The sequence below is a fragment of the Pseudochrobactrum asaccharolyticum genome, assembly GCF_003314995.1.
In the GTDB taxonomy this organism is placed as follows: Bacteria; Pseudomonadota; Alphaproteobacteria; order Rhizobiales; family Rhizobiaceae; genus Pseudochrobactrum; species Pseudochrobactrum asaccharolyticum.
This window is the reverse complement of record NZ_QNRH01000001.1, coordinates 602,421-616,860: the sequence shown is the minus strand read 5'-3', so window position 1 is coordinate 616,860 and position 14,440 is coordinate 602,421. Positions and strand designations below refer to the sequence as shown.

Below are 14,440 nucleotides of genomic sequence, written 5' to 3'. Positions count from 1 at the left end.
TGCCTTCGTCTTAATTTGCAACAGGCATGGCAACACTTGCCACAGCCGCATTGTAGTTGGTGACCAGAGCGTCAACGGCACTCGCAGTCGCATCAAAGACCGGAACCGGATAGACACCGAAGAAGATCGTCAGAATGACGAGCGGATACAGGATCGCTTTTTCACGAGGTGAAAGATCCAGCAGTGCTTTCAGGCTTTCTTTATCAAGCGCACCGAAAATGACGCGGCGATAGAGGTAAAGCGCATAGGCAGCCGACAGGATAACACCGGTTGTTGCAATCACAGCAATCCAAGTATTGGCCTGGAATACACCGAACAGTGTCAGGAATTCACCGATAAAGCCGGAAGTCCCTGGCAGACCAACATTGGCCATGGTGAGGATCAGGAACACAACCGCATATTTCGGCATGTTATTGACCAGACCGCCATAGGCCGAGATCTCTCTCGTGTGCATACGGTCATAAACCACGCCCACGCAAAGGAACAGCGCACCGGAAACGATACCGTGTGACAGCATCTGGAACAGTGCACCCTGTACACCCTGCGCATTGGCAGCAAAGATACCCATGGTCACATAACCCATATGGGCAACGGACGAATAGGCGATCAGCTTTTTGATATCGGTCTGAACCAGAGCCACCAGAGAGGTGTAGACAATGGCGATAACCGAGAGCCAGAATACGAATGGTGCGAAATCAGCGGAAGCCAGCGGGAACATCGGCAGCGAGAAACGCAGGAAGCCGTAGCCACCGAGTTTCAGAAGAATACCCGCCAGAATAACCGAACCGGCTGTCGGCGCTTCAACGTGCGCATCAGGCAACCATGTATGAACCGGCCACATCGGCATCTTCACTGCGAAAGAAGCGAAGAAGGCCAGCCACAACCATGTCTGCATTGATGCAGGGAAGTCGTATGCCAGAAGGGTCGGAATATCCATTGTACCGGCAGTGAAGTACATTGCCATCATAGCAATGAGCATCAGCACCGAGCCCAGCAGCGTATAGAGGAAGAATTTCAGGCTGGCGTAAACGCGGCGCTGACCACCCCATACACCGATGATAATGAACATCGGAATTAGGCTTGCTTCAAAAAAGACGTAGAACAGGAACATATCCAGTGCGCAGAACACACCGATAACGAGCGTTTCAAGGATCAGAAACGCAACCATATATTCCTTGACACGGAAGTCCACGGACTTCCAGCTCGCCAGAATACAGAACGGCATCAGGAATGCGGTCAGAACCACAAACAGCATGGAAATACCGTCCACGCCCATGTGATAGCTAATGCCTTCACCGAACCATGCATGTTTCTCAACCATCTGGAAGCCGGCATTTGAATTATCAAAGCCTGCCCAGATCACCAGAGACAATGCAAACACAAAGATTGTGGTCAGAAATGCAACATTACGGATATTGCGGCGCGCTGCCTCGCTGTCGTCCTTGATCAAGAGGATCAAGAACGCACCTACGAGCGGCAGAAACGTGACCGTTGAGAGAATTGGCCAGTCGGTCATCAGAAAGAGCTCCCGATCATCATCCAGGTGACGAGCGCGGCGACACCGATAAGCATCGCGAATGCGTAGTGATAAAGGTAACCGCTCTGCAATTTAACAACGCGGTTGGTAATGCCGACCACACGAGCCGCCACACCATTCGGACCCATGCCGTCAATGATCTTGGTATCACCGGTTTTCCAGAGGAAACGGCCAAGAGCCATGCTCGGTCGAACAAACAGGAAGTTATACAGTTCGTCGAAATACCACTTGTTCAGCAGGAACTGGTACAGACCAGGATGACGCGCTGCAATAGCCTTCGGTGTTTCCGGCGAACGGATATAGAAAGCCCATGCAAAGATGAAACCCAGTACCATTGCGATGAACGGTGAGAATTTAACCCAGGTCGGCACGCCGTGGAAGTCATGCAGAATGTGGTTATCCGCACCGGTAAACAGAGCACCCTTCCAGAAGGCATCGTAATTATCGCCGAAGAAGTAACCAACGAAGAAGAAGCCTGCGAAAAGTGCACCGACAGCGAGAATAAACAGCGGTACCAGCATAACCGGAGGTGAGTCATGGACGTGATGCATAACTTCAGCGGTTGCGCGCGGCTTACCGTGGAAAGTCATGAAAATCAGACGCCATGAATAGAAAGATGTGAATGCAGCAGCGATCACCAGCAGCGTGAAGGCAAAACCCGATGCAGCTGAATGCGAAGCAAATGCAGATTCAATAATCGCATCTTTGGAGAAGAAGCCGGCAGTACCGATAACAGTGCCCGGAATACCAAGACCTGTCAGCGCCACAGTACCGATGATCATCATCCAGTAAGTGGTCGGGATCAGCTTACGCAGACCACCCATACGACGCATATCCTGCTCGTCAGATACCGCATGGATCACCGAACCGGCGCCCAAGAACAGCAGAGCTTTAAAGAATGCGTGTGTGAACAGGTGGAATACGGCAGCGCCGTAAGCGCCAACACCGAGTGCCACGAACATATAGCCGAGCTGCGAACAGGTCGAATAAGCAATAACGCGCTTGATATCGTTCTGTACCAGACCAACGGTCGCCGCAAAGAATGCAGTGATCGCACCGATAATAGTCACAACCAGCAGAGCTGTTTCAGACTGTTCAAAGATCGGCGACATACGCGCAACCATGAACACACCTGCGGTCACCATTGTCGCCGCGTGAATCAGAGCCGACACAGGTGTCGGGCCTTCCATCGCATCAGGCAACCATGTGTGCAGCAGGAACTGCGCGGATTTACCCATCGCGCCCATGAAGAGCAGCAATGCAACAACCGTCAGAGCACCTTGTTTGTCGAGTTCAAAACCGAGGAAGCTCAGAACAACCTGCGATGCATTTTCACCGGCAGCATAATTCTGGGCTGTCGAGAAGATCGTGGCATAATCCACGGCGCCGAACAGAACGAAGATACCGAAAATACCAAGCAGGAAGCCGAAGTCACCAACGCGGTTGACCACGAAAGCTTTCATCGCAGCCGCATTGGCCGATGGTTTTTTATACCAGAAGCCGATCAGCAGGTAGGATGCAAGACCCACGCCTTCCCAGCCGAAGAACATCTGAACCAGATTGTCAGAGGTTACCAACATCAGCATCGCAAATGTAAACAGCGACAGATAGGCAAAGAAACGCGGACGATGCGGATCGTGATGCATATAGCCGATCGAGTAGATGTGCACGAGCGCCGACACGCTGTTGATAACAACAAGCATGATCGCGGTCAGTGTATCTACACGGATAGCCCAGTCAAAAGACAGAGTGCCGGAGGTCAGCCAATGCAGAACCGGTACGCGCACCGGCTCGGAAGAACCCAGTGCAATTGTAAAGAAGGCAACCCAAGACAGCGCAGCTGCAATAACGAGGAAGCCGGAAGTGATATATTCGCTTGCTTTGGCTCCGATCTTATTGCCGAAAAGACCGGCAATAAGAAAGCCCAAGAGCGGAAGGAAGACGATCGCGTAGTAGAGCATCTGCCCGTCAACCTTTCATGACATTGACATCTTCCACCGCGATAGAACCACGGTTACGGAAGAACACGACAAGAATAGCAAGACCGATTGCCGCTTCAGCAGCTGCAACAGTCAGGACGAAGAGTGCGAAAACCTGCCCGACCAGATCGCCGAGCGTTGCGGAGAACGCAATAAAGTTCAGATTGACCGAGAGAAGAATAAGTTCGACCGACATCAAAATGACGATCACATTCTTACGGTTGAGGAAAACCCCGAAAACGCCAAGCGTAAACAGGATCGCCGACACGGTCAGATAATGTTCGATACCGACTACCATCATGAGGCTCCTGTTAAATACCCTTGCCTGTTTCGACTTTTTTGATCTCGATCGCGGTTTCCGGTGTACGGGCAACCTGCGCAGAAATCGACTGACGTTTGACGCCTTCTTTATGACGCAGGGTCAGCACAATCGCACCGATCATCGCCACCAGCAGGATCAGACCGGCAACCTGGAAGTAGAAAACAAAATCCGTATAAAGAATGTCACCAATGGCCGCCGTGTTATGACGTGTGGCTGCATCAGGGATCGGATAAGCGGCATTTTCTGCAATTTTAGGCGAGAAGATCGAGGCCGAGAACACCAGGATCAATTCTGCCAGCAGAACCACACCGACCAAAGCACCAATCGGCGCATGTTTGAGTGCGCCCTGCTTGAGTTCAGCAAAATCCACATCCAGCATCATGACGACGAAGAGGAAGAGAACCGCCACAGCACCGACATAAACAACCACAAGGATCATTGCTAGGAATTCGGCACCCGTCAGCAGGAACAAAGCCGCTGCGTTGAAGAAAGCCAAAATCAAAAACAAGACCGAGTGAACGGGATTGCGCGCGGTGATAACCATCAGCGCACTCGCAATCATGATGAAGGCGAATAAATAGAAAAACGCCGCCGCTATACCTGTCAGCATGGGGTTCCCCAATATCCTTTAACTTGGCAAGGCAACTTGCCTGTCCTACCACCTCACATCCTACAGCCAAGGCCATGATATGAGGCAAAACTTCAAGCACAACAGCCATGAGCACAAATAAGCTCCGGCTATTGCACCAACTTAAATATTAGCCCTGCCCTCTTAAGGCAGAGGAAGTCACCTTAACGATCCAGCGGGTTGAACCCACATTAACGATAAGGTGCATCCATTGCGATGTTGCGCGCAAGTTCGCGTTCCCAACGGTCACCATTCGCAAGCAGCTTTTCTTTATCATAGTAAAGCTCTTCACGGGTTTCCGTGGCGAATTCGAAATTCGGCCCTTCAACAATCGCATCAACCGGACAAGCTTCCTGACAGAAACCGCAATAGATGCATTTGACCATATCAATGTCATAACGCACGGTGCGGCGGGTTCCGTCATTGCGGCGCGGACCGGCTTCAATTGTAATTGCCTGTGCCGGGCAGATCGCTTCGCAAAGCTTACAGGCGATGCAGCGTTCTTCACCATTCGGATAACGGCGCAGAGCATGTTCACCGCGGAAGCGCGGTGAAACAGGACCCTTTTCATGCGGGTAGTTCAAAGTTGCCTTAGGGGCAAAGAACTGACGCATAGAGAGAAAGAATGCTCCGACGAATTCTTTCAGAAGCAGTGATTTAGCGGCTTGAGCGATAGAAGCCATGTGATGTCTCCTTAACCTACGAGGCCGGTAAATTTGAGGAATGCAGCGGTTGCCACAACCATGAACAGCGAGATCGGCAGGAATACTTTCCAACCCAGACGCATCAGCTGGTCATAACGGTAACGCGGTACAAATGCCTTCACCATCGCGAACATGAAGAAGCACATACAGAGCTTCAGCATGAACCAGACAATGCCCGGAACCCATGCGAGGAACCATACATCCACGATTGGCAGCCAGCCACCAAGGAACAGAATGGTCATCAGGGCGCACATCAGAGTGATGGCAACATATTCACCGAGGAAGAACAGCAGGAACGGTGTCGACGAGTATTCGATCATGTGACCGGCAACAAGTTCAGACTCCGCTTCAACCAGATCGAACGGCGGACGGTTGGTTTCAGCGAGTGCCGAGATGAAGAAGATCACGAACATCGGGAACAGCACGAGCCAGTTCCAGTCGAGGAACGAGTTCGGCAGTCCAAGCATTGTACCAAGACCGGTTGACTGCGACAGTACGATATCGGTTAGGTTCAGCGAACCGGCAACCAACAGAACAGTCACGATAACCAGACCGATTGAAACTTCATAAGAAACCATCTGCGCTGCGGAGCGCAATGCACCGAGAAACGGATATTTCGAGTTTGAAGCCCAGCCACCCATAATCACGCCGTAAACTTCCAGAGAAGAGATAGCGAGAATATAAAGAATGCCGACATTGATATTGGCGATTGCCCAGCCTTCACTGACCGGAATAACCGCCCATGTGGCCATTGCCAGCAGTGCCGAAATAAACGGCGCCAGCAGGAACACTGCCTTGTTTGCACCCGATGGGATGATCGGCTCTTTAAATACGAATTTCAAAAGATCCGCAAAAGCCTGAAACAGTCCCCAAGGGCCGACAACGTTTGGTCCCCGACGCAACTGTACCGCAGCCCAGATCTTACGATCCGCATAAAGCAGATAGGCTACAACAATCAGCAATACGACGAGCAGAACGACTGACTTCAGCGCTATGATCAGCGCTGGTAAGACGTAAGCTGCAAAAATACCGTCCATTTTCCCGTCTCTCTCTTACAGCACTGCGTGGATTTGAAACCCGCGCAAGGGCAAGCTGTAAACCTTATTTTATCAGAGCATTTCCAAATTAATGAAAATGTGAAAATGCTCTTTTTTTGTTGACGCAATTTCGTACGGAAAACCGGTTCCCACTTTTGCCTCGAAATTGCTTAGCAATATCAGCTCCTTAAACCCGAAAGCTTAAGGAGCTGTTTGCATCAATGCTTATTCGGCTGCCTGCTGGAAGCCGCCCTTTGCCAGCGCGGAACATTCAGCCATTACAGCTGATGCACGGGCAATCGGGTTTGTCAGATAAAAATCTGTAACAGGCGAAGTAAATGTAACGCCTTTTACCGGAGCTGCTTTTGCGCCAAGAGCTGCAAGGTCTGCAACCTGTCCTGCTGCCACTGCGTCAATCTGCGCCATGTGCGGATAGTCCGCATAAAGTGCTGAACGCAGTTGTGGCAGATTATCAAACGGCAGTTTCGCACCCAGTACAGCAGACAATGCACGCAGGATCGCCCAGTCTTCCTTGGCTTCACCCGGAGCAAAACCGGCACGGTTTGCCAGCTGAACGCGGCCTTCCGTGTTTACATAGGTACCGGATTTTTCTGTATAGGTGGAACCTGGCAGGATCACATCGGCAGCGTGGGCACCGGCATCACCATGGGTGCCGATATAAACCACAAAGGATGAGCCTTTATTGGACAGATCAAGTTCATCTGCACCGGCAAGGAACAGCACATCCATCTGGCCGACCATGTCGAGCGCTTTAACGCCGCCCTCACCCGGCACAAAGCCGAGATCAAGTGCGCCAACGCGGGCTGCAGCAGTGTGCAGAACTGCAAAGCCGTTCCACTCTTCGCTCAACGCGCCGACTGCATTTGCCAGCTGAGCAGCCTGAGCCAGTACAGCTTCACCGGTTTCACCGGTCAGCGCACCCTGACCAATCAGAATCAGCGGACGCTGTGCATTTTTCAGCACATCAAAGAACTTGTCTTTGCCGCTTGCTACCTGAGCCAGCGTATCAGAACCGGCGCCGAGATAGTTGTAAGCGTAACGCAGATCTGCCTGTTCACCGATCAGACCAATCTGCAGACCACCCTGACGATGACGCTTCAGAATACGTGCATTGAGCACCGAAGCTTCAAAACGCGGGTTGGAACCGATGATCAGGATCGCATCAGCCTGTTCGATACCTTCAATCGTCGGATTGAAGATGTAAGAAGCGCGGCCGAATTTAGGATCAAGCGCAACACCGTCCTGACGGGCGTCAATATTGACGGAACCGAGTTTGGTCATCAGGCTCTTCAGTGCGTAGAGTTCTTCCACATTGGCCAGATCACCGGCGATTGCACCGATTTTGGCAGCGGAAGTCTTGGCAACCGCAGCTTTAACCGCAGCAAAAGCCTCAGACCAGCTTGCAGCCTGCAGACGACCATTAACGCGAACATACGGGCGATCCAGACGCTGTGTGCGCAGACCATCCCAGATGAAGCGGGTCTTGTCGGAAATCCACTCTTCGTTCACCTGTTCGTTCAGACGCGGCATAATACGCATCACTTCACGACCACGGGTATCAACGCGGATGTTTGAACCAAGAGCATCCATCACGTCGATTGATTCAGTCTTGTTCAGCTCCCAAGGACGTGCCTGAAACTCGTAAGGCTTGGATGTCAGCGCGCCGACCGGGCACAGATCAATCACGTTGCCCTGCAGTTCAGAGGTCATTGCGCGTTCGAGATAGGTGGTGATTTCAGCATCTTCACCGCGACCTGTGAGGCCGAGCTCAGAAATACCGGCAACTTCCGTAGTGAAACGAACGCAACGCGTGCAGTGAATGCAGCGTGTCATGATCGTTTTGACCAGAGGGCCGATATATTTATTTTCAACAGCACGTTTGTTTTCGCGGTAACGCGAACCATCTGTACCGAAAGCCATTGCCTGATCCTGAAGATCGCACTCACCGGCCTGATCGCAAATAGGGCAATCCAGAGGGTGATTGATCAGCAGGAATTCCATCACACCTTCGCGGGCCTTTTTGACCATAGGTGTGTTGGTGAAGATTTCAGGTGCTTCGCCATTCGGGCCCGGACGCAGATCGCGTACGCCCATAGCGCAGGATGCTGCCGGTTTTGGCGGTCCGCCCTTAACTTCAACCAGGCACATGCGGCAGTTGCCGGCAATGGAGAGGCGTTCGTGGAAACAGAAACGCGGCACGGTAGCGCCAGCCTCTTCGGCTGCCTGAAGAAGCGTGTAGTGATCGGGTACTTCGATCTCGTTACCGTCAACTTTGATCTTTGCCATCGCTTGTCCAAACCTGCGGCACATGCCGCATTCTTTTAAACCCGCGGCATTTGCCGCATCATATTAATCCTGCGGCATTGCCGCATCATGACTGAGCGGGCAGACCTTACCGGCCTGCCCTGAAGCTTATTCCGCAGCTTCGAGCCGGATATTACGGCTCTGAACAGCATTGCGGGTATAATCATCAATACGCTTTTCAATTTCCGGACGGAAATTGCGGATCAGACCCTGAATTGGCCATGCAGCCGCATCACCCAGCGCACAAATAGTGTGGCCTTCGATCTGCTTTGTCACGTCGAACAGCATGTCGATTTCGCGCTTCTGCGCATTACCGGTAACCATGCGTTCCATTACGCGCCACATCCAGCCTGTACCTTCACGGCAAGGCGTGCACTGACCGCAGCTTTCATGCTTGAAGAAAGCCGACAGGCGTGCAATCGCTTTGATGATATCCGTCGACTTATCCATAACGATAAGACCGCCGGTACCGAAAGACGATTTAACATCGCGCATACCGTCGAAATCCATGATGGCGTCCATCATGTTTTCAGCGGTAACCACAGGACAGGATGCACCACCCGGAATAACCGCAAGCAGATTGTCCCAACCGCCGCGAATACCGCCGGCATGTTTTTCAATCAGTTCGCGGAACGGAATACCGAGCGCTTCTTCCACTGTGCATGGTGTGTTTACATGACCGGAAATCTGGAACAGCTTGGTACCGACATTGTTCGGACGACCGATAGCCGAGAACCATGCACCACCGCGACGCAAAATGGTCGGAGCAACAGCAATGGATTCCACGTTGTTCACAGTGGTCGGGCAGCCATAAAGACCCATATTCGCAGGGAACGGTGGCTTCAGACGTGGCTGGCCTTTTTTGCCTTCAAGGCTTTCGAGCAACGCAGTTTCTTCACCGCAGATATAAGCGCCGGCACCGTGGGAGACGTAAACATCCATATCCCAGCCGCACTTATTATTCTTGCCCAGAAGACCGGCTTCGTAGCACTCATCAATCGCCGCCTGCAGGGCTTCACGCTCACGCATGAACTCGCCGCGGATATAGATATAGGCAGCATGAGCACCCATAGCACAACCGGCCAATACGCAGCCTTCGATCAGCGTATGCGGATCGTGACGCATAATATCACGGTCTTTACAGGTACCTGGTTCTGATTCGTCAGCATTCACAACGAGGTAATGCGGACGACCGTCGCTTTCCTTCGGCATGAAAGACCATTTCATACCGGTCGGGAAGCCCGCGCCGCCGCGGCCGCGAAGACCTGAGGCCTTCATCTCGTTGATGATCCAGTCACGGCCTTTTTCGACCAGACCACGGGTATTATCCCAATGACCACGGGACATTGCGCCTTTGAGCGACTTGTCTTTCAGGCCATAAATATTTGTAAAGATACGATCTTTATCAGCCAGCATCAATTAGCCCTCCGCTTTCGGATTGCCATCAGTCAAAGATGTCAAACCACCGATCGGTGCCGAGAAATCGCGGTCAATCTGCGGACCCGGCTTGATGGTGTCGCCTTTGCCAGCCTCGAAAGCATCAATGATTTCTTCAAGACGTTCAGGCGTCAGATCTTCATAAGCGTCTTTGAAGATCATAACCATCGGCGCATTGACGCAAGCACCCTGACATTCCACCTCTTCCCAGGACAAAGTGCCTTCGGCATTTGGTGTCAGCGGATCGTGATGAATTTTGTGTTTGCACACTTTCATCAGTTCTTCAGCACCGCGCAAGGCGCACGGCGTTGTACCGCAAACCTGAATATGAGCACGTGTGCCCACAGGCTTGAGTTGGAACTGCGTATAGAATGTTGCAACTTCCAGAACGCGGATCAGCGGCATTTCCAGCATCGCAGCAATATGCTCGATGGAAGCCTTAGTGACCCAGCCATCCTGTTCCTGTGCACGCATCAGCAGCGGAATAACCGCTGACTGCTGGCGACCTTCAGGGAATTTCTTAATTGTCTTTTCAGCCCAAACCTGATTTTCCGCATTAAACGAAAAGCTGGCCGGCTGAACGGAATCATCTGCGAGACGACGGACGGACATCAGCGGTCTACCTCACCAAACACAATATCGAGCGAACCAAGGATCGCGGAGACGTCGGCCAGAAGGTGACCGCGGCACAGGAAATCCATGGCCTGAAGATGAGCAAAACCCGGTGCACGCAATTTGCAACGATACGGTTTATTGGAGCCGTCAGACACCAGATAAACACCGAATTCACCCTTCGGTGCTTCCACTGCGGCATATACCTCGCCTTCCGGCACATGGTAACCTTCAGTGTAAAGCTTGAAATGATGGATGAGAGCTTCCATCGAGCGTTTCATTTCGCCACGTTTCGGCGGAACAATCTTGTTATCGGTATTCGACACAGGGCCGACGCGCTCTTTGCCGAGCAGCAGTTCACAGCACTGGCGCATAATTTCAGCGGACTGGCGCATTTCTTCCATACGGATCAGATAGCGGTCGTAGCAGTCGCCGTTTTTACCAATCGGAATATCGAATTTCATTTCCGAATAGCATTCGTATGGCTGGCTTTTGCGCAGATCCCACGCAGCACCCGAACCACGTACCATGACGCCGGAGAAGCCCCATGCCCATGCATCTTCGAGAGAGACAACACCGATATCAACGTTACGCTGTTTGAAAATACGGTTGCCCGTAATCAGGTTGTCGAGATTGGTCAGTGTTGTGGAAAGAAACGGATCAATCCAATTTGCAATATCCTGCACCAGCTGCTCAGGCAGATCCTGATGCACACCACCCGGACGAAAATATGCTGCGTGCATACGGGCGCCGCAAGCGCGCTCATAGAACACCATCAGCTTTTCACGCTCTTCAAAGCCCCAGAGCGGCGGTGTCAACGCACCAACGTCCATAGCCTGTGTGGTCACGTTCAGCAGGTGGTTGAGAATACGGCCGATTTCCGAATAAAGCACACGGATCAGCTGACCGCGCTTCGGCACTGTAATACCGAGCAGGCGTTCAACTGCCAACGCATAGGCGTGCTCCTGATTCATCGGCGCCACATAGTCGAGGCGATCGAGATAAGGCACAGCCTGCAGGTAGGTCTTGGCTTCCATCAGCTTTTCGGTACCGCGATGCAGCAGGCCGATATGCGGATCAACACGCGCTACCACTTCACCATCGAGCTCGAGCACCAGACGCAGAACGCCGTGCGCCGCCGGATGCTGCGGGCCGAAGTTGATATTAAAATTTCTTACTTGTGTCTCAGCCATTGTCGGCATCCTGTGTAGAGGCATAAGCTGCCAGAAACTCTGCTTCCGTCATTTTGCTCGTATCATTGGCAAAAGCGTAATTATCAGGTTTGCAATCGATGAAGATTTCCGTCGTGAACCTGAATTGTGAAGGATCTTCAAATGCCTGAATGGAAACGACATTGTGGGAGCCATCCTGCATACGCCACATCAGTGACGAACCGCAGTTCTTGCAAAAACCCCGCTCCCCCCACTGGGAAGAGCCGTAAAATGCAAGATCATCACCCTTGGTGATTTCAAGGCTGTCGCCGCACTCCACGCTCAAAAACGCACCACCAGTCCACTGGCGACACTTTGAGCAGTGACAGACGCCCATCTCGTCATTTACAGGCTTCGCCGAAAAGCGCACCGAGCCACACAGGCAGCGACCTTCCAACTTAGCACTATCAGACATTCTTCAATCCTCACGTTTGACGTAGCAGATTACTACATCGCCGCGCGTCCTGCCGGACGCGCAAAGGACGATGCACACCTAAAATGCTGCATAATTTTATTTTAAATCAAACTTGATTTAAAAAATTATGCAGGAGTTTTGGCTTTTTCATCACCCGGAAGCACATAGTCAGTCGCTTCCCACGGAGACAAGAAGTCAAAATTACGGAATTCCTGACGCAACTCAACCGGTTCGTAAACCACACGTTTGACCTGATCGTCATAACGGACTTCAACGAAGCCTGTCAGCGGGAAATCCTTACGCAGCGGATGGCCTTCAAAACCATAGTCAGTCAGAAGACGACGCAGATCCGGATGACCGGAGAACAGAATACCATACATATCGTAGGCTTCACGTTCGAACCACAAAGCGCCCGGATAAACGCCCGTTATGGACGGAACCGGTGTATCTTCATCCGTGATAACGCGAATACGCATACGCAGATTGTGACGCGGCGACATCAGCTGATAAACCACATCAAAACGGTTCGCACGACCCGGGTAATCAACACCACTCAGATCAGTGAAATTCACGAACTGGCACTGCACATCATCACGCAGGAATGTCAGCACAGAAATGATCTGGCTGCCTGGCACTGTAATGCTCAGCTCACCGTAGCGCAGTGATGTCGCTTCGATTTTATTGCCGAGGCTTTCCGTCAGATAGGACGAGAGTTCATTAAGAGCTTCTTGCATCATCATATCCCCGATCAACGCTCAATCGTACCGGTGCGGCGAATCTTCTTCTGCAGCATCAGAATGCCGTAGAGCAACGCTTCAGCGGTCGGAGGGCAGCCCGGAACATAGATATCAACCGGAACAACACGGTCGCAGCCACGCACAACAGAATAGGAGTAATGGTAGTAACCACCACCATTTGCGCAGGATCCCATCGAGATCACATAGCGCGGTTCAGGCATCTGATCGTAAACCTTGCGCAGCGCAGGTGCCATTTTATTGGTCAGCGTACCCGCAACAATCATCACGTCGGACTGACGCGGAGATGCACGCGGAGCAATACCAAAACGTTCAGCATCATAGCGCGGCATGGAAATATGCATCATTTCAACGGCGCAGCAAGCGAGACCGAAAGTCATCCACATCAGCGAGCCGGTACGGGCCCAGGTGATGAGAGCATCAGCAGAAGTAACGATAAAGCCCTTATCGGACAGTTCATTACTCAACTCACCGAAAAACGCATCATCCTGACCGATCAGCTTACCTGTATTCGGATCAATAATACCCTTAGGGCGGGGAGCGATCAGCGTCCCGCCTGCCGGATTGTTTGCAGACATTGCGTTCTGGTTATTTTGGCCAGAGGTCAATCCCATTCGAGGGCTCCCTTCTTCCATTCATAAATGAAGCCGATGGTCAGAACAGCAAGGAAGACCATCATGGACCAAAATCCGAACATACCGATTTCACCGAAGGACACTGCCCACGGGAACAAGAATGCGACTTCAAGGTCGAAGATGATGAAAAGGATGGATACCAGATAGAAACGCACGTCGAATTTCATGCGTGCATCATCGAATGCGTTAAAGCCGCACTCATATGCAGAGAGTTTCTCTGGATCCGGCTGTCTGTACGCGACCAGGAATGGCGCTACCAGCAACGCAATTCCGATCACCATTGCCACGCCAATAAAAATGACGATCGGCAGATAGGAACTTAAAAGCTCGTTCATTACCCTATTTCCGGCTTCAAGATGTAAAGTTGTGCACTACATAAGCCATTTGACGGCTACAGCCATGTGACACATTGCACCTTACTATCAATCTCGCCCAAACAGCTTCAAATGGCGTGCCGTGCGAATACAGTGCTTTGTATGGGGACGGTTATCTCAGTCGACCCGATTGCGCAAGCCTTTATAGCACATGTCTCCTATGCGCTCACACGGATATGATTAATAAAAGCCAGCCTGTTAACAACTCGGACCACCCGAGACGTCCCATAAAAACAATCCGCCCGAGAACTGAATCTCCGGCACAGTGAGCTATCAATTATATCTGAAAAGAATCAAAACAGCATCAGGGCATCGTAGCGCACACCAGCCACCAACCCTGCAGTGCCGGCGCACCTCACTTTTAAGTGAGCCCGCAGCATCTGCCTTCGGCTTCCGGGCGAGCAGACACTGACCACTGCCAATAAACTCACAAGAGACGACTGATCGTCCAGCTTTATGAATCAGTGCA

Annotated in this window: 14 protein-coding genes; all 14 read right to left on the bottom strand. The window is 51.8% G+C overall.

Features of this window, described 5'->3' with window-relative positions:
- Positions 1-10 precede the first annotated feature (10 nt).
- Positions 11-1,516 carry an NADH-quinone oxidoreductase subunit M gene (locus DFR47_RS02885; RefSeq protein ID WP_113942868.1) on the bottom strand — a complete coding sequence of 502 codons (1,506 nt, stop codon included), beginning with the start codon at positions 1,514-1,516 and terminating at the stop codon, positions 11-13.
- Positions 1,516-3,498, bottom strand: a complete 1,983-nt coding sequence (gene nuoL, locus DFR47_RS02880) for an NADH-quinone oxidoreductase subunit L (protein ID WP_113942867.1) — start codon at positions 3,496-3,498, stop codon at positions 1,516-1,518. The genes DFR47_RS02885 and nuoL overlap by 1 nt, the downstream gene beginning before the upstream one ends.
- A gap of 7 nt (positions 3,499-3,505) precedes the next feature.
- Complete coding sequence (gene nuoK / locus DFR47_RS02875; RefSeq protein WP_022711734.1) at positions 3,506-3,814, bottom strand: NADH-quinone oxidoreductase subunit NuoK; 309 nt, start codon at positions 3,812-3,814, stop codon at positions 3,506-3,508.
- A 13-nt stretch (positions 3,815-3,827) separates the two neighbouring features.
- Complete coding sequence (locus DFR47_RS02870; protein ID WP_113942866.1) at positions 3,828-4,448, bottom strand: NADH-quinone oxidoreductase subunit J; 621 nt, start codon at positions 4,446-4,448, stop codon at positions 3,828-3,830.
- A 209-nt stretch (positions 4,449-4,657) separates the two neighbouring features.
- Positions 4,658-5,149: an NADH-quinone oxidoreductase subunit NuoI gene (nuoI, locus tag DFR47_RS02865; RefSeq protein ID WP_113942865.1), complete on the bottom strand. Its 492-nt coding sequence runs from the start codon at positions 5,147-5,149 to the stop codon at positions 4,658-4,660.
- An 11-nt stretch (positions 5,150-5,160) separates the two neighbouring features.
- Positions 5,161-6,207 (bottom strand): NADH-quinone oxidoreductase subunit NuoH, encoded by a 1,047-nt coding sequence (gene nuoH, locus DFR47_RS02860; RefSeq protein WP_113942864.1) that lies wholly within the window; start codon positions 6,205-6,207, stop codon positions 5,161-5,163.
- Between the two features lie 225 nt (positions 6,208-6,432).
- Positions 6,433-8,514, bottom strand: coding sequence for an NADH-quinone oxidoreductase subunit NuoG (nuoG, locus tag DFR47_RS02855; RefSeq protein WP_113942863.1), 2,082 nt, complete (start codon positions 8,512-8,514; stop codon positions 6,433-6,435).
- A gap of 126 nt (positions 8,515-8,640) precedes the next feature.
- Entirely contained in the window at positions 8,641-9,948 is a 1,308-nt protein-coding gene (nuoF, locus tag DFR47_RS02850; RefSeq protein ID WP_113942862.1) for an NADH-quinone oxidoreductase subunit NuoF, read from the bottom strand.
- A gap of 3 nt (positions 9,949-9,951) precedes the next feature.
- Positions 9,952-10,581: an NADH-quinone oxidoreductase subunit NuoE gene (gene nuoE, locus DFR47_RS02845; protein ID WP_113942861.1), complete on the bottom strand. Its 630-nt coding sequence runs from the start codon at positions 10,579-10,581 to the stop codon at positions 9,952-9,954.
- Positions 10,581-11,774, bottom strand: a complete 1,194-nt coding sequence (locus DFR47_RS02840; protein ID WP_113942860.1) for an NADH-quinone oxidoreductase subunit D — start codon at positions 11,772-11,774, stop codon at positions 10,581-10,583. Before DFR47_RS02840 ends, nuoE begins: the two co-directional genes overlap by 1 nt.
- A complete protein-coding gene (locus DFR47_RS02835; RefSeq protein ID WP_113942859.1) occupies positions 11,767-12,207 on the bottom strand; it encodes a GFA family protein in 441 nt (146 codons plus the stop codon). Before DFR47_RS02835 ends, DFR47_RS02840 begins: the two co-directional genes overlap by 8 nt.
- 125 nt (positions 12,208-12,332) lie before the next feature.
- On the bottom strand, positions 12,333-12,944 hold the full coding sequence (locus DFR47_RS02830; RefSeq protein ID WP_113943210.1) for an NADH-quinone oxidoreductase subunit C: 612 nt from the start codon (positions 12,942-12,944) through the stop codon (positions 12,333-12,335).
- Between the two features lie 11 nt (positions 12,945-12,955).
- Positions 12,956-13,540, bottom strand: coding sequence for a NuoB/complex I 20 kDa subunit family protein (locus tag DFR47_RS02825; protein ID WP_113943209.1), 585 nt, complete (start codon positions 13,538-13,540; stop codon positions 12,956-12,958).
- A 26-nt stretch (positions 13,541-13,566) separates the two neighbouring features.
- Positions 13,567-13,932 (bottom strand): NADH-quinone oxidoreductase subunit A, encoded by a 366-nt coding sequence (locus tag DFR47_RS02820; RefSeq protein ID WP_113942858.1) that lies wholly within the window; start codon positions 13,930-13,932, stop codon positions 13,567-13,569.
- Positions 13,933-14,440: the final 508 nt, after the last annotated feature.